We start from the raw sequence: 23092 nt of genomic DNA, 5'->3' as shown, positions 1-23092 counted from the left end.
GCCCAGCAGGAAGCCGGCGGCGAACGCGGGCCACGACCCGTACGTCCTGCGGGCGGCATCCCCGGCGGACAGCACGACCCGTTCCGCGTCGGCCGGGCCGCACAGCCGCGCGGCGAGGCCGAGCCGGGCGACGGTCACAGCGCACGCGAGGTCGTGGGCGACGGCCGAGGCGACGCGCCGCCCGGGCCGCAGCACCGCCTCGCCCCGCAGCCGCTCCTCGGCCTCGGCGATGCGGGTGACGGCGGCGTCCATCGCCCGGACCTCGGCCTCGGGCGCGGCCCGGTGCACGAGGACCTGGGTGACGGCCTGACGCCACTCCTCGGTCGCCGGGGGCGCGTCGGCGGAACCGGCGTGCTCGGCGAGCCCCTCGCGGGCCCGCAGCGCGAACTCCGCGTCGCGCCCGGCTCCGGCCCCCGCCAGCAGCCGTTCCGTCAGGTGCCACCAGCCGGCCGGGTCGGCCACGCCCCACGCGTCGCGCAGGACGGCACGGTCCTCGTCGTAGTCCCGGTAGACGGTGCCGAGCTCGTTCCAGGGCACGCCGTCGCGTACGGACAGCGGGGCGCCGCAGGCCAGGCCCTGGGCGAGCGGGCCGTGCAGGGGGCCCGTGTACAGGGACGCCAGCCGGCCGGGCGCGGGCGGCGGCGTCTCGGCGTAGACCTCCAGCCAGGCGGCGCGGTCCAGCGGGGTGGCCGGGAGGACCGCCGCGGCCGGCTGCCCGGGGTTGACCGCGAGGTGCCACTTGTCGTGCGGCCACTCCAGGGCCAGCACGTCCAGCGTGGTGCGCTGGAAGACCCAGTCGGGCTGCCAGAGCGGCAGCGCGCCGCGCGTCAGGACCGGGAGGCAGCGCTTGCCCGAGGCCGGGTCGCGGTACGGGGCGAGCGGTGCGGGCGGCACCAGGCCGTCGGCCTCCACCCTGGCCACGGCGACGAACAGCTCGGCCGCCGCGACGGCGCCGATCTGCCCGTCCCAGTCCCCGCGCGCCGTCGCCGCCTGCAGCTGCTGTTCGATGGGGGTCGGCGGGGTCCAGGACGAGAAGAACATGTGCGCGACTCTATGACTCCGCGAAGACGGCGCGACACGCCGCCCCCGGGCCCCCGCCCAGGGCCGCCGGCCCCGGCGAACTCAGCCGGCCCCGGTGAACTCAGTTGAAGTCGAACTCGTCCGGGTCCGGGCCGAGCCGCGTGCCGCTGTCGAGCGCGGCGATCGCCGTCATGTCCTCGTCGTCGAGGGTGAAGCCGAAGACGTCGATGTTCTCGCGGATGCGCGACGGCGTCACGGACTTGGGAATGGCCACGTGGCCCAGCTGCAGGTGCCAGCGCAGCACGACCTGTGCGGGCGTGCGGCCGTGCTTCTCCGCGATGCCCGCGATCACGGGGGCGCTCAGCAGCTCCTTGCCCTGGCCGAGCGGTGCCCACGCCTCGGTGGTGATGCCGTGGCGCGCGTGGAGGGCGCGCAGCCCGGACTGGGCCAGGAACGGGTGCAGCTCGATCTGGTTGACGGCCGGGACGACGGACGTCTCGGCCAGCAGCCGCTCCAGGTGGGCGGGCTGGAAGTTGGAGACGCCGATCGCCCGGGCGCGGCCGCCGGCCGCGAGCTCCTCGAACGCGCGGTAGATGGAGAGGTAGTCGTCGCGGACGGCGCGCGGCCAGTGGATGAGGTACAGGTCCACGTATTCGAGGCCGAGCCGCTCCAGGGAGGCGTCGAACTCGCGGAGGACGGCGTCGCGCGTCCAGGCCCGCGAGGCGCTGTTCCACAGCTTCGTGGTCACGAAGAGCTCGTCGCGCGGGATGCCCGAGCCCGTCAGGGCCTTGCCCGTGCCGGTCTCGTTCTCGTACACGGCCGCCGTGTCGATGCTGCGGTAGCCGGCGGCCAGGGCCGTCTCGACGGCGGCCGTCGCCTCGGCGTCGGGGACCTGGAAGACGCCGAAGCCGAGCTGCGGCATCTCGACGCCGTTGTTGAGCGTGATGGACGGGATGGAGGGCGTCTTGCTCACGAGTGCTCGGTCCTTACGGTCGGAGACGCGGTTTCGTACTCCCAGCGTCAACGATCACAGCCGTCACTGCATTCCCGGAATGCCCCGGTTGCCTCTCGTGTCCCACGGGCTGTCCGTTCCTGCCCCACGGGGCCGTCCGTACAGCGCGTCCACCTCCTGCCGGTACGCCACCTCGATGGCCTTCCGCCGGAGCTTCAGCGACGGCGTCAGCAGCCCGTCCTCCACCGTGAACCGGGCTTTCAGGATCCGGAACGTGCGGATGGACTCGGCCTGCGAGACGAGGGTGTTCGCCGCCACCACGGCCCGCCGGATCTCCGCCTCCAGGTCGGTGTCGCGCACGAGCTCCGTGTCCTGCAGCAGCCCGGAGCCGGTTCCCCCGAGTCCGGCGGCGGTCCCCGGCGCCGGTCTGCCGCGCATGTGCAGCCAGTGCGCGACCGCCTCCTCGTCCAGCGTGATGAGCGCGGCCACGTACGGGCGGTCGTTGCCGACGACGACGCAGTGGGCGACGAGCGGGTGCGCCCGTACGCGCTCCTCCAGCAGCACCGGTGAGAGGCTCTTGCCGCCCGACGTCACCAGGATCTCCTTCTTCCGCCCGGTGATGGACAGGTAGCCGTCGTCGTCCAGCCGCCCCAGGTCACCGGTCGCGAACCAGCCCTCCTGCAGCACCGCGCCCGTCGACCGCGCGTCGCCCAGGTAGCCGGCGAAGACCTGGCCGCCGCGCAGCCAGACCTCGCCGTCGCCGGCGATCCGCACGGTCGTGCCGGGGACGGGCTGGCCGACCGAGCCGAAGCGGGGCCGCTCGGGCGGGTTGGCGGTCGCGGCGCCCGTGGTCTCCGTCAGGCCGTAGCCCTCCAGGACGGTCACGCCCGCGCCCGCGAAGAACAGCCCCAGCCGCCGGTCCATGGCCGAGCCGCCCGACATCGCGTGCCGCACCCGGCCGCCCAGCGCCTCCCGCACCTTGGCGTAGACCAGCCGGTCGAAGACCTGGTGCCGCAGCCGCAGCGCGGGCCCGGGCCCCGCGCCCCTGCCGAACGCCCGCTGCTCCACGGCCTCCGCGTAGCGCACCGCCACGTCCACGGCCCGCTCGAACGGCGCGGCCCGGCCCTCGGCCTCGGCCGTGCGCCGCGCCAGCGCGAAGATCTTCTCCAGGACGTACGGGACCGCGAGGACGAACGTCGGCCGGAAGGCCCTCAGGTCCGGCAGCAGCGCGGCGCTCGTCAGCTGCGGCTGGTGGCCCAGCTTCACCCGCCCGCGCACCGCCGCGACCTGCACCATCCGGCCGAACACGTGGGCCAGCGGCAGGAACAGCAGCGTCGCCGCCTCGTCGCCCGGGCGGGAGCGGAAGACGTGCTCGTAGCGCCGGACGACGTTGTCGGCCTCGGCCATGAAGTTGGCGTGGGTGAGCACGCAGCCCTTGGGGCGGCCGGTCGTGCCGGAGGTGTAGACGACGGTGGCCGGCGTCGAGGGGGTGAGGGCCATCCGGTGCCGCTGCACCACGTCGTCACCGACCCGCGCCCCGGCGGCGGCCAGCTCCTCGACCGCCCCGGCGTCCAGCTGCCACAGCCGCGTCAGCTCCGGCAGCCGGTCGATGACCGAGCCGACCGTCATCGCGTGGTCCTCGTGCTCGACGACGCAGGCGGTCACGCCCGCGTCACGCAGGATCCAGCAGACCTGGTCGGGGGAGGCCGTCGGGTAGAGCGGCACGGGCTGCGCGCCGATCGACCACAGCGCGAAGTCGAAGAGCGTCCACTCGTAGCGCGTGCGGGACATGACCGCGACCCGGTCCCCGAACCGCACGCCCTCGGCGAGCAGCCCCTTGGCCAGGGCCAGCACCTCGTCCCGGAACGCCGCCGCGGTCACGTCCCGCCAGCCCCCGTCCGGCCCCTTCCGGCCGAACGCCGCCTCCCCGGGCTCCTCGGCGGCGCGGTCGAAGACGGAGTCCGCGAGCCCTCCGACGGGCGGCGCCGTCACGAGCGGCGGAACGGTGATCTCGCGCAACGGGCAGCTCCTTGTCATGCTCCGCACAGCGCGATGCCCCTACCCGGCCCCCGGGGCCCTCAATCGCGTTGGGGGAGTGGCGTGTTGGGGCGGACCGCCCGGAAGGCGGCACGCCGAAGCCGGCGGTGCGGAACTCCGGTCGGCCCGCTCGCCTTCGGCCGGACGCCGCCACCGCGGAGGTTGCCCGCGCCGCGGCCCCTCCACGGTCAGCCGCGCACGTGCAGCCCGAAACCCGTGCGGCCCGCGGGCTCCAGTCCCTCCTTCAGGTGCAGCGAGGGGATCTCGTAGTCGCCGAAGTTCTGCCGCCGGAACGCGATCGGCTCGGTCGACTCCAGGGTCAGCAGGCGCTGCTCCCAGGCCTTGGCGACGTCCGGGTAGTCCTCGTCGGTCATCCGGTCGGTGCCGTACAGCACGAACGGCGGCAGCACCTCGATGCCCGGGTAGTAGAGGATGCCGTGGTGGATCGGGAACAGCAGGTCGTCGATGGGGCCGTTGATCCCGCGAGCGGCGTAATGCGGCTCCGGGCCGCCGGTGGTCACCGACAGCAGGGCCCTCCTGCCCGCGAGGGTGCCTTCGCCGAAGCGCTCGCCGTACTTGGTGTCGCTGTGCTCGCCGACGCCGTACGCGAAGCGGTAGGTGAACACCCGGTCCACCCAGCCTTTGAGGATCGCGGGCATCGAGTACCACCACAGCGGGAACTGGAAGATGACCGTGTCGGCCCACAGCAGCTTCTCCTGCTCGGCGAGGACGTCCGGGGTGAGCGTCCCGGCCTCGAAGGCCCGGCCCGAGTCCAGGGCGACCTTCAGCCGTCCCGAGGCGCCGGGGCCGTAGTCCGCGGCGTCCACGGCCGCCTTCCAGTTCATCGCGTACAGATCGCTCACCCGCACTTCGTGCCCCGCGGCCTCCAATGTGGACACCGCGAGGTCCTTCAGCGAGCTGTTGAGCGACTTCGGCTCCGGGTGGGCGTGGACGATCAGCGTCTTCACGGGAACTCCTTCGGATCGGGTGCCTCCGATCCTGGGCGCCGCGGCGCCCGGCGTTCAGGGGCGCCTCTTCCGTCGGACGGGACTTCCTGGTATTGGCAGGGCCACCTTCACGGGCGGCGCCGAGGCCATACTGGCGGCATGGACGATCTCGCGGGCTTCCTGCGGACCCGGCGTTCCCGGGTCGACCCGGCGGCCGCCGGCATCCCCACCGACAGCCGCCGCCGGGTACAGGGGCTGCGCCGCGAAGAGGTCGCGCACCTGTCCGGAGTCAGCGTCGACTACTACGTACGCCTGGAGCAGGGCCGCGCGACCCAGCCCTCCGAGCAGGTCCTCGACGCGCTCGCCCGCGTCCTCGGCCTGGACGACACCGAACGCGGTCACCTCCACCGGCTCGCCCGGCAGCGCCACCGCCGCGCGAAGGCGCCGGGCGGGCGGGTCCGGCCGGAGCTGCTGCGCGTCCTCGACCTGGTTGCCGGTGCACCCGCGCTGATCATGAACCACCGCATGGACGTGCTCGCCGGCAACCGCCTCGCCGGGCTCCTCTACGGGCGGCCGGTGCCGGGGCCGGCGGGCCCACCGGGCCTGCCGGGCCTGCCGGGCTTGAACACCGCCCGGCACATCTTCCTCGAGGAAGCCGAGCGCGGCCTCTACGCGGACTGGGAGACGTGCACCCTCGACGTGGTCGGGCACCTGCGCCTGGCCGCCGGAAAGTACCCCGAGGACCCGCGCCTGGCCTCGCTCATCGGCGAACTGGCGATGGGCAGCGAGCGCTTCCGCCGCCTCTGGGCCCGCGCGGACGTGCGCGCCCGCACCCATGGGCGCAAGGCGTACCGGCACCCGCTGGTCGGACTGCTGGAACTGCACCATGAGAACTTCGCGCTACCGGACGAGTCGGGCATGGAACTGCTGGTGCTGTCCGCGGCCCCCGGCAGCCCCGCCGAGGACGGGCTGCGCCTGCTCGCGGGCCTGGGCGCGGACAGCGGTGACGCGCGTCCCGCAGTGAACGCTCAGGCCCGCGAACAAAAGCCGGCGACCCCGTAGCCGGACGCGACCAGCCCTACCCCTGCAGCCGGTCGCCCGCTGCCAGGACCGCCTGGGCCAGTGCTTCCGCCGCGCCCCGCGCCGTACTTCCCGGTGCCGCGCCGTGCAGCAGCACCACGTCGACCTCGCCGAGGTCCGGCAGGCCCGGGCCGGGGGCCAGACGGACCAGGCCCGGCGGGATCATGCCCAGGGTGTGGGCCATGACGCCCAGGCCCGCGCGGGCCGCCGCGACCAGGCCGCTGAGGCTGCCGCTCGTGCAGACCACCCGCCAGGAGCGGCCGCTGCGCTCCAGCACCTCCAGGGCCCGCGCCCGGGTCACCGCGGGCGGCGGGAAGGCGATCAGCGGCAGCGGCCGGTGCGGGTCCAGAACGAGCCGTTCGCCGCCGATCCACACCAGCCGGTCCCGCCACACGAGCCGCCCGTGCGGCTCGCCGCCGGGGTGGCGCTTGACGAGGACGAGGTCCAGCCGCCCCGCGGCCAGCCGCTTCTGCAGGGTCTCCGACAGGTCGACGGTCAGCTCCAGGTCCACCTCGGGGTGCTCGCGCCGGAAGCCCTCCAGGACCTCGGGCAGCCGGGTGAGGACGAAGTCCTCCGACGCCCCGAACCGCAGCCGCCCGCGCAGCCGGGTGCCCGCGAACCAGTAGGCGGCGCGCTCGTTGGCCTCCAGGATCGTGCGGGCGAAGCCCAGCATGGCCTCGCCGTCCTCGGTCAGCCGCACGCTGTGAGTGTCGCGGACGAACAACTGCCGGCCGGCGGCGGCCTCCAGGCGGCGGACCTGCTGGCTCACCGTCGACTGCCGGACCCCGAGGCGGCCCGCGGCCCGGGTGAAGCTCAGCGTCTGTGCGACGGCCAGGAACGTACGGAGCTGCACGGGGTCGAACACGGCACCAGCGTACTGCCGGTCATCACGGTTGGTGATGACAGTCAGAGTGGCGAACGGGGTTCCGCATAGGCGGTGCGGGCACCAGGCTGGGGCCATGCCGTCGCGCTTCCGCTTCCGCCTCCCCGTCGACCCCTACATAGCGGCCCTCCTGGGCACCGTCGCCCTCGCCGCCCTCCTGCCCGCCCGAGGCCAGGCGGCGACCGTCGCCGGCGGCGCCTCCACCGGCGCCGTGGCGCTCCTGTTCTTCCTCTACGGAGCCCGTCTCTCCACCCGCGAGGCCCTGGACGGCCTGCGCCACTGGCGGCTGCACGTGACGGTCCTCGGCTGCACGTTCGTGCTGTTCCCGCTCCTCGGCCTGGCCGCCCGCGGCCTCGTCCCCTTCGCCCTGACGCCGCAGCTGCACTCCGGGCTGCTGTTCCTGTGCCTCGTGCCCTCGACCATCCAGTCCTCGATCGCCTTCACCTCCATGGCGCGCGGCAACGTGGCGGCGGCGGTGTGCGCGGGCTCGTTCTCCAGCATTGTGGGAATCGCCCTCACTCCCCTCCTCGCCGCCCTCCTCCTGGGCAACAGCGGCGGCGGCTTCTCGGCCCGCTCCCTGCTGTCGATCGTGCTGCAGCTCCTCGTCCCGTTCCTCGCGGGCCAGTTGCTGCGCCGCCGGGTGGGAGGTTTCCTCACCCGGCACAAGAAGGTCCTCGGTTACGTGGACCGCGGCTCGATCCTCCTGGTCGTCTACTCGGCCTTCAGCGCGGGCATGGTCCGCGGCATCTGGCACGAGGTCACCCCGCTGCGGCTGCTCGCCCTGCTGGGCGTGGAGGCCGTCCTGCTGGGCCTCATGCTGACGGTCACCACGTACGGATCGCGGTGGCTCGGCTTCAGCCGCGAGGACCGGCTCGCCATCGTCTTCTGCGGCTCGAAGAAGAGCCTGGCGGCCGGCCTGCCCATGGCGGGCGTCCTCTTCGGGGCCCAGGCAAGCCTGGCGGTGCTGCCGCTGATGCTCTTCCACCAGATGCAGCTGATGGTCGGGGCGGTCCTCGCGAAGCGCTACGGGCGCGTGGCGGCGCCGGAGCCGGGCACGGCCGCGCCGTCGCTCTCCCGGGCCTGAGCGCGGTCGGCGCGGTCGGCACCGTCGACGCGGTCCAGCGGCAGCCACAGCAGCAGATCGCGGGTAGGGGCCGCCGGGTCTCCGGGCCGCGGCGGCAGCTCCCGCTGCCCCGGCCGCCCCAGCCGCGCCAGCTCGCCGTCCGTCAGCGCCCGCCCGTACACCCGTACGTCGTCCAGCTCCCCGGACAGCCACGCCCGGCCGTCAGGGCGCTGCCCCAGGTGCACCCCGAACGTCGAGTTGCGGCTGACCGTCCCCGGCACACCGGGCACGGACGAAGCGGCACCGTCCACGGTGAGGACGATCCGTCCACCGCCGCGCCGCAGTACGACCCGGTGCCACAGCCCGTCGCCGTACGGGGCCGACCGGACGACCGCCGTACGGGCCGGGCCCGCCCCGGCGACCGCCGTCACCTGCCCGGTCACCCGCCCGCCGGGCGCCACCCGCAGCGCCACCTGGGGCGCCCCGCCCATCCCGCCCATCCACAGCAGAGGCTGCTCGGCGGCTTGCGCCGCTCCGGGCGACGAACGGAACCACAACACCGCTGTGAAGTCCCGCGTCCCCAGCGGAAGGGAGGCCCGGTAGGGCAGCCGCACCGCGTCGTCCACGCCGTCGAAGGCGAGGGCCCCGCCGGAGCGGCCCCGGACCGGTCGCGGGCCTCCCAGGACGTACGCGTCCCGCCCGCCCGGAGCCCGGTCCGGCGTCGTGGGGAGCGGCCCGTGGCGCGGGCCCAGCCACTCCTCGGTGAAGCGGGTGAACCGGATCTCGTCCCGCGCGTTGCCCCGGCCCGCCTCGTACAGCAGCCCGGCCGTAGCCCCATGCCCGTAGCCGTCCTGGTCCCCGCCCGTGTCCAGCACGGCCATGTCCGAGTAGCCCGCCCAGTCGGCGGTGACGAGCCTGCCCTGCTCCACGCCCTCCCACGTGCGCCCTTCGTCGTAGGAGGAGCGGATCGTCATCGAGCGCCGCCGGTCGGGGTCGGAAGGCGACGCGAACAGCCAGCGCCCGGGGCGCAGCACGGCCACGGACCCCTGCACCATGGGCGTGTAGAGGTCCGGGACGGTCCGGAACCGCCCGGCGAACGCCGTGCCCCCGTCGGGGCTGACGGCGAAGTCGCGGTTGCCGAGCTCCGTGCCGTCCTGCTCGCGCCCGCCCGCGTACACCGCGCCGTCGGCCCGCTCGGCGAGCGTCAGCTCGGACGGCTTCTGCGCGTACGTGCCGTCCGGGGCGGTCGCGTGGGTGTCCACCGCGCCGAGCCGCCAGTGCGCGCCCCCGTCGTCGCTGAGGGCGAGCGCCGCGTGGTTGGCGTGGACGCGGGTGCCGTCGTGGCTCTCGGCGTTGAGGCCGACGACCATGCGGCCGCGGTGCGGGCCGTGCGCGAGCTGGATGCCGTGGCCGGGGCCGGTGGCGTACCAGGAGTTCCAGCCGGGCGGGCGCAGCTCCCGCGTCAGGTCCTCCGGCCCCGACCAGTGCGCGCCGTCGTCGTCGCTGTGCTGGAGGTGGGGCGTGCGGTCGCAGGGCACGTCGCAGTTGCCCCCGCCGGGGCGGCCCTTGTTGTACGTGGTGAGGAGCGTGATCCGGCCGCTGCGGAGGTCCACGACGGGCGCGGGGTTGCCGTGGGTGTCGCCGAGCCCTTCGTCCACCACGCGCAGCGGGCTCCACGTGCGGCCGGCGTCGTCCGAGCGTTTGACGACGACGTCGATGTCGGTGGCGTCGCTGCAGTCGCCCTTCCGGCCCTCGGCGAAGGCGAGGACGGTGCCGCGGACGGTGGTGACCAGTGCGGGGATGCGGAAGCAGGCGTAGGCGTCCCCGTCGGCCGTCTCCGGCCCGGCCTTGAAGAGGACCCGCTCCTCGAACCCGGTGCCCGTGAATCCGGTGTTCGTGAATCCGGTGTCCGTGGCCCGGGCCGGGGGCGGTGCGAGGAGGGAGCCCGCGAGGCCCGCCAACGCGGCTGCGGCCAACGCGTTCCTGACGGGGGTTCGAAGAGTGGCGGGAGCGGTGCGGACGTGCGGCGGCGCCATGAGGCCGAACGTAGGTCTCGTACGACTGTCACACAAGGAAGACTCGGCCGAAGAGCCCATACGAGTTGATGTGCGAGTTGATATGCGAGCTCGCGTACGGGAGGGGGTCGGCCGAGGGGCTGAGGCAAAGGCTCACGCCGGCCGCAGGACGACCTTGCCGAGGTTGACGCGCGACTCGATGAGCTCGTGCGCCTTCGCGGCGTCCTCCAGCGGCAGTTCGGCGTGGACGCGCGGCCGCAGCCGCCCTGCGGCGAACAGCTCCCACAGCTCCAGCCGCCACTGCTCCATCAGCTCAGGCCGGTGGCGGGCGATCAGCGCCATCTGGAAGCCGATCGCGGCCTTCGCGCCGACGAGCAGGTCGTACGCCTCGATCGTCCCGCCGCCCGAGCTGTACGCGACGAGCCGGCCGCCGGGTGCGAGCGCGGCGACGGCGGGGGAGAGGAGCTCGCCGCCGACCGCGTCCAGGACGATGTCGACCCGGCCGCCCCAGCTCTCCGGGTCCGCGGACTCGCGGGCGAGCTCGTCGTAGGTGACGACGTGGTCCGCGCCCAGCCCGCGCAGGAAGCCGGCCTTGGCCTCAGCGGCCGCGGAGCTGACGGCCGCCACGACCCTGCCGCCGCCGAGCTCCTTGGCGAGCTGCACGGCGAGGTGGCCCACGCCGCTCGCCGCACCCGTCACCAGGACGGACTCGCCGGCGGCCGGGCGGGCCGCCGCGTACGCCCCGCGGGCCACCAGCCCGCAGCGGACCAGGGCGACGGCGTCCCTGGCGGTCGCGCCCTCGGGAACGGGGGAGGCCATCGCGGCCTGCAGGACGGAGTGGTCGGCGTAGCCGTCGCCGAAGCACAGGCCGGTGACGCGGTCGCCCGCCTTGAAGCCGGTGACGCCCGGGCCGGTCGCCACGACCTCTCCGGCGACCTCGCCGCCCAGGCTCGCGGGCAGCGGGAGGCCGCCGCCGCGCACCTTCCGCACGACGGGGAGCGTGACGCCGACGGCCTCGTTGCGCACGAGCAGCTCGCCGGGGCCGGGGGCGGGGACCTCGGTCTCCTCCAGGCGCAGGACCTCGGGGCCGCCGTTCTCGTAATAGCGGACACGGCGCATGGGGCGCACCTCCAGGGTGTCGTGGGTTGCCCCAACGGTTTTCGTTGGGAGTCCCAACGATAGAGGGATCTTCGTTGGGGTGTCCAACGTTTTTTATTGGTAGTCCCAACGGATGTGTCGGTAGGGTCGCACCATGACCCAGCACCACGAGCCCGCGCTCGACCGCATCCGCGCCCTCCCCAGCTGGCTCCTCAACCGCGCCGCCGGGCGCGGCCGCCGCCTGCTCGGCGAGGCGTTCGCCCACGAGGGCCTGCGCATGCCGCACCACGCCGTCCTGGCCGCCGTCGCCGACATCGGCCCCGTCGCCCAGGCGGGCCTGGTCCGCAAAACCGGCTTCGACCCCAAGGACATGGTCGGCATCCTCAACGACCTCCAGCGGGCACGGCTCGTCACCCGCACCCCCGACCCCGACGACCGCCGCAAGAACGTCATCGCCCTCACCGCCGAGGGCCGCGACTGCCTGGGGCGGCTCGCGCAACTGGGCGACGAGGCCAACCGGGCGCTGCTCGCGGCGCTCACCCCCGCCGAGCGGGAACAGTTCGTCGCGCTGCTCGCCCGCGTGGCCGAGGAACGGGAGGAAGGGCCGGTCGGCTGACGCCGCCGACAGGGGCGTCAGCCGGCCGCCGGCTGCGTCTCCTCCAGGACGATCCTCTGCTCGCCCGCGTACACGTTCATCGACGCCCCGCGCAGGAAGCCCACCAGCGTCAGCCCCGTCTCCGCGGCCAGGTCCACCGCCAGCGACGACGGCGCCGACACCGCCGCGAGCACCGGGATCCCGGCCATCACCGCCTTCTGCGCCAGCTCGAACGAGGCCCGCCCGGAGACCAGCAGCACCGAACCCGCCAGCGGCAGCATCCCCTGCTGGAGGGCCCGCCCGACGAGCTTGTCGACCGCGTTGTGCCGCCCCACGTCCTCGCGCACGTCCAGCAGCTCGCCGTCCGCGGTGAACAGCGCGGCCGCGTGCAGTCCGCCCGTGCGGTCGAAGACGCGTTGCGCCTCCCGCAGCCGGTCGGGGAGGGACGCCAGCAGGGCGGGTTCGAGCCGCATCGGGGCCGGCCCGTCGGACAGGGCGTGGCGCGCGGTGGTCCGTACGGCGTCCAGGCTCGCCTTCCCGCACAGCCCGCACGACGACGTCGTGTAGACGTTGCGCTCCAGAGTGATGTCGGGCACCGGGACGCCGGGCGCGAGCCGCACGTCGACGACGTTGTACGTGTTGGATCCGTCGTCGGTCGCCCCCGCGCAGTAGACGATGTTGGCGATCTCGTCGGCGCCGGCCAGCACGCCCTCGCTGACGAGGAAACCCGCCGCGAGCGCGAAGTCGTCGCCCGGCGTGCGCATGGTGACGGCGAGCGGCTTGCCGTTCAGCCGGATCTCCATCGGCTCCTCGGTCACCAGTGTGTCCGGACGGGCGCCGACGGCACCGTCCCGGATGCGGATGACGCGGCGTCGTGCGGTGACCCGTCCCATGAGCTGATCCGTCCCGGTGGTCGAAGGGCTGCTGGCCGCTCCATTGTCTCTGGGGCGCGGCCGGACCCCGCCGGGGCCCACGACGACCGCCGGCCGGGCTACCCGATCCCCTGCCGGTCCGGCAGCAAGGCGAACTCCCGGTCCGCCCCGTCCGGCACCGCCCGCGTCACGGCGTCCGCGAGCAGCGCCCGGTGCCGTTCCAGCGGCGGACGCCGGCCCGCGGGGGCCAGGTGCCACAGGTCGTCCAGGGCCGCCGCCAGCCGCCGGGTCACCTGCGGGCTGCCGGTCGCGCAGCCGCGGATCTCCGCGAACCCCAGGTCCACCAGGTCCGCCCACCCGGGCACGTCCTGCACCAGCCGCACGGCGCCCCGGCGGTCGCAGTGGTGCAGCGCGCCCAGGGGCTGCCGGGCCAGGGCCGCGAGGAACTGGGTGATCCGGTCCAGGCACTGCACGGCCGTCGTCGGATCGTTCACAGCGGGCGACAGGGCCCGCTGGGCGATGTCCGACAGCTGCCGCAGCCCGAAGCCCGGATCCTGGTGGAACGTGCGCTCCACACCGACGGACACCGTGTACCGCAGCGCCCGCGGCGGCGGCGCGGCCCCGCCGTGCACCGCGAACACCGGCGTCCCCGGCACCACGAAGTCCCCGATCCGCGGGATCAGCCGCAGCACCACCCCGTGCCGCCGCGCCACCCGCACCAGCCGGGCGATGTGCACGTCGCGCAGCACCCCGGCCCGCCCCGTGTGCACGACCTCCGCACCGGGCCCGGCCAGCGCCGGCCGCTCGTCGTCGGGGACGCCGTACTTGCCCAGCACCCGGAACGACTCCCGCGTGATCCGGTCGATCACATGGCTCACCCGCATCAGCCGCAGCGTGGCGTTCACGTACGCGATGAACAGCCCCAGGCTCACCAGCACCAGCAGCACGCACACGATGCTGGAGAACACCGGGACCGTGGTGACCGCGCGCGGGTCCTCGGTCCCCTCGTACGACGCCTGCACCAGCAGGGCGAACGGGAACGTCGCCAGGAAGACGGCGAACGTGCACTTGGTGATCCGGCTGCGCACGTACAGCCGCACCACGCGCGGGGAGAACTGCCCGCTGGCCATCTGCAGTGCGACCAGGGAGATCGAGAACACCACGCCGATGAAGGTCAGCATCGCCGAGCCGACGGTCGTGATGATCGTCTTGGTGTCGTCGGCGATCCCGATCAGCGACTCGACCGTCCCGTAGTCCCCGTCCCGCTTCAGGGCCCCGATGACGAACCGGTCCAGCTCCAGCACCCCGGCGGCCAGCCCCGCCGCCCCGAGGAGCCCCACGGTGGGCGCGAACCAGAACGTGTCCCGCAGGTGCTCCCGCAGGGGCGACAGGGGCCGCGGCCGCCTCCGGCCGCTCCCGGCCGCCTCAGCCGTCCAGGTTTGCCCCGTATTGCCCACAAAAAGATCTTATGCCCCGCCCAGATACCCAGGTGAGAGGCACTCCGAAACCTTGGTATTGTTATCCATGTCGCCGCGGGGAACGCCCCGCGGGAGACCACCGGTCCGGGTGGCGGAATGGCAGACGCGCTAGCTTGAGGTGCTAGTGCCCTTTATCGGGCGTGGGGGTTCAAGTCCCCCCTCGGACACCAGTAGGAACCCCAGCTGAGCTGGGGTTTTTCTGTTTTTCCGGCCAGGTGCGGGAGGCGGGGCGGCCAGGGGGCGGGCCGATTCGTCCGGGCGGGCGTTTCCGCAGGACAGGGGCCTAAAAGCACTCCGAAACCTTGATATGGTTGTCCATGTCGCCGCGGGGAACATCCCGTGTGAGACCACCGGTCCGGGTGGCGGAATGGCAGACGCGCTAGCTTGAGGTGCTAGTGCCCTTTATCGGGCGTGGGGGTTCAAGTCCCCCCTCGGACACACTGAAGAACCCCAGCTCAGTTGGGGTTCTTCTGCTTTCCTCCCGGAGGCGGTGCTAGGACACGCCGCGAAGTGTCTTGTACGCGGCCCATGCGTCCAGCAGCGGCGGGGACACCGAGCGCCGTCGGCCGGGGCCGTGGGTCAGCGCGTACCGCACGGCCGCTGCGGTGGCTTCGGGGGCGGCCGAGCGGAGGAGGGCGGCCGTGCCCGTGACGAAGGGCGCCGCGGCACTCGTACCGCTCAGGAGGAAGGGGCGGTCGCCGAGCCCCGGGCCGGGGATGCGATCGCCGGGGGCGCCGACTCCGTGGCGGCCGATGGACGCACTCAGATTGGACTGCGGCATGGGGTGCCCGGCGCGGTCGTACGCGGTCACCGGGATGACCCACGGGTGGTCGGTGAGGACGGAGGCGTGCATCCGGCTCTGGTTTCCGGCGGCGACGACGAGGATCACGCCCCGGTCGGCGGCGTGGTCGAGGGCCGCCTCCAGCGTCCGGTCGCGGAACCCGGACGGCGCGGGCTGGGCCATGCTGAGGTTCAGGACATGGGCGCCGGCGTCGACGCTCTCCGTGATCGCGTCGGCCAGTTCTCCCGTACTCACGCCGGAGAGGCAGGTCGCGGGCCCGCCGTCGGCCGGGCGGTCCGCGAAGAGGGGCCGGGACATCAGGGTGCAGCGAGGGCAGACGCCCCTGCCGCCGGCGATGACCCCGGCGACGGCGGTGCCGTGCGCGCAGCAGATGTCGGCGCGGCGGCAGCCTCCCGTACCCGCGGCCGGGCGCAGTTCCCGGACCGGGTGGCCCGCGAAGGCGGGGTGGTCCGGGGCCACACGGCCGTCGATCAGGCCGACGACAACCGAGGGCCGGCCAGGGGTGCGAGCCATGAGAGGCGTGAGGCCGGCCAAGTCCATGGGGCCCGCCAGATCCAGGGGGTCCATGGGCGCCCCTTCCTTCGGCCGTCGGGTGGAGCGGCCGGACTACCAGGTCAGGGTGTGGGGCGGCTCGCACTCGTCGATGCACCGGTCTGTGCAGCCATTCAGGCAGTCGCCCGCTTCCCAGGGGGGCGCGTCCTCGCACTCGTTCGCGCACATATTGCTGCAAAAAGTTTCGCAGTGCATGTCCGTTTGCGGGTGCAGCCGATCACCTGATGTGTCCCGCCAGGTGGTCGGGGCGGGTGCTGTGGAAGCGAATCCGGGAAGTGTCACGGTGCATCACCGCCACTTGTTCGAGCAGGCCCGCCTCAGGCACCGCCGCACGCACGCAGAGAAGTCGCTCGCACCCTGGCAGTGTTGGCGGCAGGGCGGGCCCAGTTCCTCCTCGCAGGTGAACTGCTGGGGGAGGATCAGGTCGCCGGCGTTCGCTCTGTATGTCGCCGGCTCGACGGCGAATCCAGGGATACGCATTTCGGTTCGCCTCATTCTCTTTCGTCGTCATCGGCTGTAGTAGCTCTGAAGCGGGGTCACCCGGAAGGGGAAGAGTCCGGCGAGGCCGACGCGGGTGAACCACTTCTCGGTGACGTTGGTCTGGAGGTGGGTGTAGGAGAAAACGGCTGTGATGACGGTCTGCGACCCGGCGCTGAGCCGGGAGGGCATGGCCTCCACCGCGGAGAGGGTGTAGCCCTCTCTGTATTTCTGGTTGGTCTTCCGGTAGATCTCCTGGTCCCTTACGGTCAGGAAGTTCAGGGCCCGGTCGGCCGGTTCTGTGCCTGCGTTGTCGCTGAGCTGGAGCAACCGGTCGAGCAGAGCTCCGGCGGACCTTTCGAACTCCTCGCTGGAGGTGTCGTCGGGCCGGTCGATCGCCTGGATCAGTTCCCTGCTGTCGAAGGCCCAGATGTGCTGGACTCCGACGATCCGGACGGAAAGTCCCTGACAGGCGTCCGGGGGCGCGACCGGGCCGAGGTGGCCGACGATCACGGCGAGGTCGCGCTGGTCCTCGACCGGGCGCAGGGCCTCCAGCAGGTCGTCCAGCACGGTGGGGTCGCCGGGCTCCAGGATGTAGGTGTCGACGCCCTGGACGGCGAGGACGTAGCACATCTGCCGTGCGATGTAGCGGTTCTCCGGGGCGGAGAGGACGCGGTAGAGCGCGTCCGCGTCGGTGGTGTAGGTGGTGCCGTCGGCACCCGCCGCCTGGAGGAACTCGCGCTGCACGGACAGGTCGGGGAAGACGGCGTGGACGCGGCCCAGGACGTAGACGTAGCCCCCGGCGCCGCTGTCCTCCCCGCTGCCGTCGAGGGAGCCGGCTGTGGCGCAGTCGCAGCAGGCTTGGGTGACGGTGGGCTGGACGGGCGCGGGCGCGGGGCGCGGATCCTCGGGGTCGGGCATGACGGCGGGGTCGGGCATGGCGGCGGCGGAGGGCGGGGGGCGCACCTCGGCTTCCGCCTCGGTGTCAGGGGTCTCGGGGTTCATCGGTCCCTCCTCAGGCACACTCTGTCCGGCTCCGCGGCCGGCGCGGTCCCTCAGGCCGCCATCTCGTGTACGCGTCGTGATGCGCGTTCGTGTCGTAGATGTGCTGCCTCGTGCGTGGTGCTTCAGCGGTTCCGTCCGCCGCCGAACGCCATCCACCGGTTCAGCGCCGCGGCCCTGCGGGCGCAGCCGCCGCAGGGGCGGAATCCCGCCGCCGAGGTCACCCGGGCGAGGGCGTCGCCCAGCCCGATCTCCGCGTCTTCACGCACGAAGCCGGGGAGCCGGACCCGGTGGCGGGGAGCGTCGTGGCGGTACCTCTCGTCACGGCGGGTGCCGGGGGAGTCGCGTGCCGGCTCTTTCTCGCCCTTACCCCCGTGCTCGCCCTTACCCCCGTGCCTGGTTGCAGCATCAACCACCGTGCTCACATCCCGGTGTTGAATCATTCACCCCGTACCACCGAGGCGCCCCAAGCCCTCTCTTCCAGATTCCTCCCGGGGCGTTTCGGGCGCAACCTGGCCAGACCGTCGGCGGCAGTAGGAAACCCCAGTTACCCTGGGGTTTTTCTGTTCTCCCGGGTCTGATGCGGCGCCCGGGAGGAAGGATGGCATGTGGAAGGCCGGTTGATCAGCAGCTATCGGGCGCTGCTGCCGGAGGTGGTGGCGGTGCGGCCGCCTCATCCCCGGCTGGCGGGGTCCGTCATGGCGTACGTCGGCCTGGACTTACGGCTGGACTCCCCCTTGCGCCGGCGCAGCGTGGCGAGTGCGACGCCGATGCTCATGATTGATTTCGAGACCGCCGGCCGTCAGGTCTCCCGGCTTGACGGCTCCGGGGACGTGTTCTTGGTGCGGTCACCGGTCAGTGGCGTGCTGGACGCGCCTGTGGACGTCGAGCTCTCGGGGCATCATTTCGGCATGGGTGTGAGCCTCACGCCTCCGGGGGCTTTTGCCCTGCTGGACCTGCCCATGCACGAACTCGCCGGCACCCCCGTGCGGTTGGCCGACATCATCGGGGAGCACAGGGAGCAACAGCTCATCGACCAGCTCGCCTCGGCGCCGTCCTGGTCCGACCGCTTCGACCTGCTCGACCGGTTTCTCCCCGCCCTTCTGACGGCCGGCCCTGACCCGTCCGATGCCGTCGTCCACGCCTGGCAGCGGCTGAACGCGACCTCGGGCCGGACCCTGATCTCCGCCCTCGCCGATGACATCGGGGTCCGCCGGCGTCGCCTGGAGGCACTCTTCCGTGAGCAAGTGGGTGTCACGCCGAAGGCGCTGGCCCGCATCCTCCGCTTCCACAGGGCCTTGCGCCTCATTGCCGACGAGACGAGGGACACCGGCCTCGCCGCCGTCGCCGCCGCCTGCGGCTACTCCGACCAGGCCCATCTCACCCGGGAGATACGCGCCCTCTCGGGCACTACCCCACGCGGCCTGTGCCCCCGAGTGCCATCAAACGGAAGGGCGCATTCCTTCAAGAGCGCCGGCCAGGCACCGGCGTAGCTTCTTCCTCGGCGAGATCCTGCCGCTCACGGCCCGGCAACCCGGGACCGGCAGCGGTGGTACGGGGGCGGCACGCCTGTGCGGATTCCCTGCGCCGAGGAGACAGGCCGCTTACGGGGGAAGCGGCCTGTCTCCTCCGCCAGTTCAAGTCCTCCTCGGACACAGCGAAGAACCCTAGCTGAGCTGGGGTTCTTCTGTTTTCAGGGCCGGAGCGGTGGCTGTGTCACCAGCCGGACGTGCCGATTTCGACGCGGTCGTCGAGGGCGTTGAGGCCGGACTTGCGGGTTCCGGGGTAGAGGAACAGCTGGCCGGTCTCTGCCTTGCGGACGGTCTCGCCGGCCAGGAGGAGGCCACGGTCCGGCTCCTCGCGGAAGGGCGCACCGACGAGGCCATCGCCAAGCGGCTCGGCGTCTCCCGGCGCACGGCCCGCCGCATCGCCACCGGCCTCATGGAGCGCCTGGGCGCCCGCAGCCGCTTCCAGGTCGGCGTCCTCGCCGTCCAGGCCGGCTGGCTTCCCACCCGGGCGGCCCACTGACGGCACGGCCGTCACTTCTTTCGAACTGGTTGCCGGGAAGTGGATCCCGCCGGGGTGAAATCTCCTCCTATTGGAGTGAAGGACGCACGGCCCGGGGGTGCAACGCCGCACGCGGCCGGGCTCGACCGCTGCCATTGCCGCTTCGCACCCACACGGGAGATGACGTGTCACCCGAGCGCACGAACCGATCAACCGGGCCGTCAGGAACACCCGAGGACACGGGGCTTCGGGACGGGTTCTCGAAGACCTTCGCCAGACGCCCGTCCGTGCCCCGGCGGGGCCTGCTGCCGGGCAGGAGGGTGTGGACCGCCCTCGCCTCCGCCGCGGCGGTGACGGGCCTCGCCGTGGGCGCCGTTCCGCTGGCCGAGCAGATCCAGTTCACCTCGGACGACTCGAAGAAGGTCGCCGCGGTCAAGGAGCCGGGCAAGCCGGGTGCTGACGGCCCCTCGGCGGCCGGCCGCCCGAAGGGCGCGGGGAACGCCGCCGGGGAGACGAAGCCGGCGGGCACCGGGACCGGCGGCGGTGGTGCCACCGGCGGGAAGGGCGGGCCGGGACAGCCTTCCGGTTCGGGCTCGGGGTCCGGCTCCGCGTCGGGGTCGGGATCGGGGTCCGGATCCGGGGGTTCCGGGGGTTCCGGAGGTGGCTCGGCGTCCGGCTCCGGCGGGTCCGGTGGCTCCGGTGGTTCCAGCGGTGCCGGTGGTTCCAGCGGGTCCTCCAGCTCCGGTAGTTCTGGCTCCAGTTCCGGGGGGTCCAGTTCCGGCGGCTCCAGCGGGTCCTCCGGCTCCGGGCGTGAGGATCCCGGTGCGGCCTTCAGGGACGGCGGGATCAAGCCGCAGCCGCCGGAGCCTCCGAAGAAGGGCGTCGTCCAGCCGCCCAAGCCGGAGATCCCGCGTCCCCCGAAGCTCGACGACGGCAGGATCAAGGGCCCGGTCATGGGCTTCGCCGCGAAGCGGTGCGTGGACATCGTCGGCGGCAAGTCCAAGGAGGGCGCGCCGCTGGAGCTCGACGACTGCTCCGGGGACCGGATTCAGCGGTTCGAGTTCCGGCCGGAGGGCGAGGTCTGGTCCCTCTACGACGACAAGCTCTGCCTGGACACCCAGCGGCGCTCGACGGCGGACGGGGCCGCCATCCAGCTGGCCGACTGCAACGGCAAGCCCACCCAGGCCTATGCGATCCAGCGGGACGGGTCCCTGGTGAACCCGGAGTCCGGCAAGTGCGTCGAGGCCGCGGACACCGGCTCGAAGGGGCTGCGGCTCCAGCTGCAGACCTGCAACGGCACCAAGCAGCAGAAGTGGCAGATCGGCTGAGCCGTAGCCGTAGCCGTAGCCGTAGCCGAGGGCGGAGCCGCAGCCCGCGGCCCGCAGGCGGGGCCGCTCGCTACGCCGCCCCGCCCGGGACCGCTCCCGCCGACCCCACCGCCCCCACCGCCTCCGGCACGTCCTGGCGGGTGAGGGTGATGAGGTCCGCCTCCGACGGCGCCTCGATCTCGGCGACCCGGTACGCCTGCCGCTCGGTCATGGCCTGGAAGACCTGGCGGGCGGAGCGGCCGTTGCCGAACCGGTGGTCGCGGGGGACGCCGGAGAAGTGGGCGCCGAGGGCGTCCCGCGCGTCCTCGGTGAGCTCGTACTGGTGGGAGGCGGCGTGCTGCTCCACGATCCGCACCAGCTCCGCGTCGTCGTAGTCCTCGAAGAGCAGGGTGCGGTTGAAGCGGGAGGCGAGGCCGGGGTTGGAATCGATGAAGTGCTCCATCTCGTCCGGGTAGCCGGCGACGATCACCACGACGGCGTCGCGGTGGTCCTCCATCAGCTTCACGAGCGTGGCGACGGCCTCCTGCGCGAAGTCGTTGCCGCCGCCCGCCGCGGGGGCGAGTGAGTACGCCTCGTCGATGAAGAGCACGCCGCCCATGGCCTCCTGGAAGACCCGCTGGGTCTTCGGCCCGGTGTGCCCGACGTACTCGCCGACCAGGGAGGAGCGGTCGGCCTCGACGAGGTGGCCGCGCTCCAGCAGTCCGACGGCGGCGAGGATGCGGCCGTAGAGGCGGGCGACGGTGGTCTTGCCGGTGCCGGGGTTCCCGGCGAAGACCAGATGCCGGCTGAGCGGCGGGGCCGCGAGCCCGGCGGCCTCCCGCCGGTGGACCATCCGCATGAGCTTCACGAGGGAGGCGACGTCCTGTTTGACGCGGCCGAGCCCGATCAGCGTGCCGAGCTCACCGAGGAGGTCGTCGAGGCTCTCCTCGGGCTCCTCCCGGTCACCGTCGGCCCCGGCCCCCGCCGTGGCGGCGCCCGCGTGCTCCGCCCCGGCGGGCAGGGGCGTCCTCCGGCCCGCGGCGCCGGCGAGCTGCGGCCACTGCGGCGACCCGACCCGTACGGAGACGCATTCCTCCACCACCGGATCGGCGTCCGGATCGGCGCTCAGGTCCTCTGCGGCGTCCTGCACCCGGACGCGGCGGAGCACCGGGGCGGCGGATCCGGCGAGGTGGACGGCCGGGAAGCCGGGGGCGACGATCTCGCACTCTTCGAAGACGCCGCCGCCTCCCGAGTCGACGATCAGCCCGTTCTTCGCCGGCCGCAGGATGCGCACCCCGCTCAGCCGCGGCTCGGCGCCGCCCGCGACCACCACGCCGGAGCCTGCCGCGTCCCGGATCTCCAGGCCGGTGACCCGGGGCGCGGCACCGGGTTCGACGACGAGGCCCGCGGTGCCCGCCCGCACCAGGCTGCCGCCCGTGACCTCCTGGTCACCGGGGCCCAGGACCGCGGCGGCGCGCTCGCTGTCCGCGATCTCGCAGCCGTGCAGCAGGGTCGGGCCGTGGCCGGCGGCGGTCACGCCGTTGCGCGTGCGGTGCACGGCGACGCCACGGAGTTCGGCGCGGACGGAGTCCGCGAGGTCCACCCCCGACATGCCGCAGTCGCTGATCCAGGTGCTCTCGATGATGGCTCGCGCGCCGGCGACCAGGTGGGTGCCGTGTTCGGGGGTCCTGGTGATGCGGAGCCCCCGCAGCCGGATCTCGGCGCTGTCCCCCGCGTGGACGGGGCTGTAGGCGCACTCGTCCAGGGCGCTGTCGTCGAGGTGCACGACGGCGTCGCCGGTGGCGACGAGGCCGTTGGCCGCCGACGCGCGGATCACGGTTTCGCGGGCGGTGAGCCGGGCGGAGCCGTGGACGACGACGGCCGCGGCGCCGGTGCGCGCGATCCTGGTGCCGGTGACCCGGATCCGGGCGTCGTCCCCGGCGCTGATGCCGGAGCCGCCGCTGTCGCGCAGCGTGCAGAAGGCCAGCTCCACCTCGCTCCGGCCGTCGGCGCGTACGGAGTCCCCGCCGGCGCCCGAGAGTTCGCAGTCGTGCAGCCGGACGCCACCGCCGCCACCACCGGTCTCCCGGGAAGACGCCGTCTCCGCCGTTTCCGCCGTCTCCGGCGCTTCCGTGGCGGCGGAACTGCCGAGGACCCGCACGGCGTCCGAGCCGCACGCCCTGACACGGCAGTCGGTGAGCCGGGCGGAACCCCGGTCCTCGACGAGCAGCCCGCTCCGGCCGGCACCGTCGATCAGGCACTCCCGCAGGGTGACGGCGGCGTCCTCCCGTACCCGTAGCGCGGACCCCGTGGTGTCCCGGATGCAGGTGCGGAGCAGCTCGACCCGGGTCGACCCGCCCGCGACGATCCCCGTGCCGTCGGTCCCGAGCAGCCTGCAGTCGGTGAGGGCGACGGCTCCGCCGGTGCGCAGCAGCACCCCGGCGAGGGCGGCGCCGGCGAGGACCGTTCCGGTCATGGCGAGCGCGGCGTCCCCGTGCACCTCCAGCCGCCCCGTGCCGATCCGGCCGCCGGACCACTCCGTGCGCCCGCCCGCGAGCACGACGGCGGGCCGGTCGGCGGCCTCCCCCTCGACCACGAGCGCGTCGACCACCACCCGTGCGCCCGCCGCCACTTCGAGGGCGGGGCGCCCGTCACCGGGGGCGGCAAGGACCACGGCCCCGGAGCGTCCCCCCGCCTCCTCGCCGAGGACGCGCAGCGCCACGCCGCGCTCGATCCGCACCGCCTCCCGGTAGACGCCGGGGGCGATGCGTATCTCGTCGCCCTCCGCCGCGGCCGCGAGGGCGGATGCGAGGCCGGGGTGGGCACCGGGTATGCCGCCGCCCACGTGGTGGGTGGCGGCCGGCTGGGCGGGGACTGTCACGGGGGCTCCGTCAGACGTACAGGG

The 23092-nt window shown here is 73.6% G+C and carries 19 protein-coding genes and 2 tRNA genes; 8 read left to right on the top strand and 13 right to left on the bottom strand.

Annotation, left to right across the window (positions count from 1 at the left end; genetic code table 11):
- The 4 genes from B7P34_RS20885 to B7P34_RS20870 form a co-directional block, all read right to left on the bottom strand.
- The coding region (locus tag B7P34_RS20885) for a DUF1266 domain-containing protein (protein WP_106678622.1) at positions 1 to 1041 on the bottom strand (1041 nt) is incomplete at its 3' end.
- 100 nt (positions 1042 to 1141) lie between these two features.
- Positions 1142 to 1975, bottom strand: coding sequence for an aldo/keto reductase (locus B7P34_RS20880; RefSeq protein ID WP_286157498.1), 834 nt, complete (start codon positions 1973 to 1975; stop codon positions 1142 to 1144).
- Between the two features lie 81 nt (positions 1976 to 2056).
- On the bottom strand, positions 2057 to 3991 hold the full coding sequence (locus tag B7P34_RS20875) for an AMP-dependent synthetase/ligase (RefSeq protein WP_106678620.1): 1935 nt from the start codon (positions 3989 to 3991) through the stop codon (positions 2057 to 2059).
- 206 nt (positions 3992 to 4197) lie between these two features.
- Positions 4198 to 4977, bottom strand: coding sequence for an NAD(P)H-dependent oxidoreductase (locus B7P34_RS20870; RefSeq protein WP_106678618.1), 780 nt, complete (start codon positions 4975 to 4977; stop codon positions 4198 to 4200).
- A gap of 138 nt (positions 4978 to 5115) precedes the next feature.
- Between B7P34_RS20870 and B7P34_RS20865 the strand changes: the two genes are divergently transcribed.
- Positions 5116 to 6018, top strand: a complete 903-nt coding sequence (locus B7P34_RS20865) for a helix-turn-helix transcriptional regulator (RefSeq protein ID WP_106678616.1) — start codon at positions 5116 to 5118, stop codon at positions 6016 to 6018.
- Between the two features lie 16 nt (positions 6019 to 6034).
- Here the strand turns inward: B7P34_RS20865 and B7P34_RS20860 are convergent, their stop codons facing one another.
- Positions 6035 to 6901 (bottom strand): LysR substrate-binding domain-containing protein, encoded by an 867-nt coding sequence (locus B7P34_RS20860; protein WP_106678614.1) that lies wholly within the window; start codon positions 6899 to 6901, stop codon positions 6035 to 6037.
- Between the two features lie 94 nt (positions 6902 to 6995).
- Between B7P34_RS20860 and B7P34_RS20855 the strand changes: the two genes are divergently transcribed.
- Positions 6996 to 8003 carry a bile acid:sodium symporter family protein gene (locus B7P34_RS20855; protein ID WP_106678612.1) on the top strand — a complete coding sequence of 336 codons (1008 nt, stop codon included), beginning with the start codon at positions 6996 to 6998 and terminating at the stop codon, positions 8001 to 8003.
- Here the strand turns inward: B7P34_RS20855 and B7P34_RS20850 are convergent.
- Both B7P34_RS20850 and B7P34_RS20845 read right to left on the bottom strand, forming a co-directional pair.
- Positions 7943 to 10018, bottom strand: coding sequence for a sialidase family protein (locus tag B7P34_RS20850; protein ID WP_106678611.1), 2076 nt, complete (start codon positions 10016 to 10018; stop codon positions 7943 to 7945). The two genes, B7P34_RS20855 and B7P34_RS20850, sit on opposite strands and share 61 nt — an antisense overlap.
- A 132-nt stretch (positions 10019 to 10150) precedes the next feature.
- Positions 10151 to 11116, bottom strand: a complete 966-nt coding sequence (locus tag B7P34_RS20845) for a quinone oxidoreductase family protein (RefSeq protein WP_106678609.1) — start codon at positions 11114 to 11116, stop codon at positions 10151 to 10153.
- Positions 11117 to 11249: 133 nt separating this feature from the next.
- Here B7P34_RS20845 and B7P34_RS20840 point away from each other — a divergent pair, with 133 nt between their 5' ends.
- Positions 11250 to 11711 (top strand): MarR family winged helix-turn-helix transcriptional regulator, encoded by a 462-nt coding sequence (locus B7P34_RS20840; protein WP_106678607.1) that lies wholly within the window; start codon positions 11250 to 11252, stop codon positions 11709 to 11711.
- 17 nt (positions 11712 to 11728) lie between these two features.
- Here B7P34_RS20840 and fdhD read toward each other — a convergent pair whose 3' ends face one another.
- On the bottom strand, positions 11729 to 12583 hold the full coding sequence (gene fdhD, locus B7P34_RS20835) for a formate dehydrogenase accessory sulfurtransferase FdhD (RefSeq protein ID WP_106678605.1): 855 nt from the start codon (positions 12581 to 12583) through the stop codon (positions 11729 to 11731).
- 98 nt (positions 12584 to 12681) lie between these two features.
- Complete coding sequence (locus B7P34_RS20830; RefSeq protein WP_106678603.1) at positions 12682 to 14019, bottom strand: DUF2254 domain-containing protein; 1338 nt, start codon at positions 14017 to 14019, stop codon at positions 12682 to 12684.
- A 103-nt stretch (positions 14020 to 14122) separates the two neighbouring features.
- On the opposite strand from B7P34_RS20830, the gene B7P34_RS20825 reads away from it, so the two are divergent.
- Positions 14123 to 14210, top strand: a tRNA-Leu gene (locus B7P34_RS20825).
- 183 nt (positions 14211 to 14393) lie between these two features.
- Positions 14394 to 14478 (top strand) — tRNA-Leu (locus B7P34_RS20820).
- 55 nt (positions 14479 to 14533) lie between these two features.
- Here the strand turns inward: B7P34_RS20820 and B7P34_RS20815 are convergent.
- The 3 genes from B7P34_RS20815 to B7P34_RS37580 all read right to left on the bottom strand — a co-directional run bounded on the left by B7P34_RS20815 (position 14534) and on the right by B7P34_RS37580 (position 17142).
- Entirely contained in the window at positions 14534 to 15409 is an 876-nt protein-coding gene (locus B7P34_RS20815) for a S8 family serine peptidase (protein WP_106678601.1), read from the bottom strand.
- Positions 15410 to 15901: 492 nt separating this feature from the next.
- The gene (locus B7P34_RS20800; protein WP_106678595.1) at positions 15902 to 16876 is read right to left on the bottom strand and encodes a hypothetical protein; all 975 of its coding nucleotides are present in this window, start codon (positions 16874 to 16876) and stop codon (positions 15902 to 15904) included.
- 122 nt (positions 16877 to 16998) lie between these two features.
- Positions 16999 to 17142 (bottom strand): hypothetical protein, encoded by a 144-nt coding sequence (locus B7P34_RS37580; RefSeq protein ID WP_189382929.1) that lies wholly within the window; start codon positions 17140 to 17142, stop codon positions 16999 to 17001.
- A gap of 339 nt (positions 17143 to 17481) precedes the next feature.
- On the opposite strand from B7P34_RS37580, the gene B7P34_RS20790 reads away from it, so the two are divergent.
- The 3 genes from B7P34_RS20790 (at position 17482) to B7P34_RS37575 (ending at position 20208) form a co-directional block, all read left to right on the top strand.
- The gene (locus tag B7P34_RS20790; RefSeq protein ID WP_106678591.1) at positions 17482 to 18366 is read left to right on the top strand and encodes an AraC family transcriptional regulator; all 885 of its coding nucleotides are present in this window, start codon (positions 17482 to 17484) and stop codon (positions 18364 to 18366) included.
- Positions 18367 to 18586: 220 nt separating this feature from the next.
- A complete protein-coding gene (locus B7P34_RS20785) occupies positions 18587 to 18901 on the top strand; it encodes a helix-turn-helix domain-containing protein (RefSeq protein ID WP_223268058.1) in 315 nt (104 codons plus the stop codon).
- A gap of 266 nt (positions 18902 to 19167) precedes the next feature.
- Positions 19168 to 20208, top strand: a complete 1041-nt coding sequence (locus B7P34_RS37575; RefSeq protein WP_189382927.1) for an RICIN domain-containing protein — start codon at positions 19168 to 19170, stop codon at positions 20206 to 20208.
- Between the two features lie 70 nt (positions 20209 to 20278).
- On the opposite strand, the gene B7P34_RS20775 is transcribed toward B7P34_RS37575, so the two are convergent.
- Positions 20279 to 23068 carry a right-handed parallel beta-helix repeat-containing protein gene (locus B7P34_RS20775; RefSeq protein ID WP_106678585.1) on the bottom strand — a complete coding sequence of 930 codons (2790 nt, stop codon included), beginning with the start codon at positions 23066 to 23068 and terminating at the stop codon, positions 20279 to 20281.
- Positions 23069 to 23092 lie beyond the last annotated feature (24 nt).

The sequence above is a fragment of the Streptosporangium nondiastaticum genome (genome assembly GCF_003011965.1).
Lineage (GTDB): Bacteria > Actinomycetota > Actinomycetes > Streptomycetales > Streptomycetaceae > Streptomyces > Streptomyces nondiastaticus.
The sequence above is the reverse complement of the archived record's forward strand: the minus strand, read 5'-3'. Positions and strand labels throughout refer to the sequence as shown.

Coding starts and splice junctions, on each gene's coding strand:
- B7P34_RS20865 (WP_106678616.1), top strand. CDS start 5,116: ATGGACGATCTCGCGGGCTTCCTGCGGACCCGGCGTTCCCGGGTCGAC.
- B7P34_RS20855 (WP_106678612.1), top strand. CDS start 6,996: ATGCCGTCGCGCTTCCGCTTCCGCCTCCCCGTCGACCCCTACATAGCG.
- B7P34_RS20850 (WP_106678611.1), bottom strand. CDS start 10,018: ATGGCGCCGCCGCACGTCCGCACCGCTCCCGCCACTCTTCGAACCCCC.
- B7P34_RS20845 (WP_106678609.1), bottom strand. CDS start 11,116: ATGCGCCGTGTCCGCTATTACGAGAACGGCGGCCCCGAGGTCCTGCGC.
- B7P34_RS20840 (WP_106678607.1), top strand. CDS start 11,250: ATGACCCAGCACCACGAGCCCGCGCTCGACCGCATCCGCGCCCTCCCC.
- fdhD (WP_106678605.1), bottom strand. CDS start 12,583: ATGGGACGGGTCACCGCACGACGCCGCGTCATCCGCATCCGGGACGGT.
- B7P34_RS20815 (WP_106678601.1), bottom strand. CDS start 15,409: ATGGACCCCCTGGATCTGGCGGGCCCCATGGACTTGGCCGGCCTCACG.
- B7P34_RS20800 (WP_106678595.1), bottom strand. CDS start 16,876: ATGAACCCCGAGACCCCTGACACCGAGGCGGAAGCCGAGGTGCGCCCC.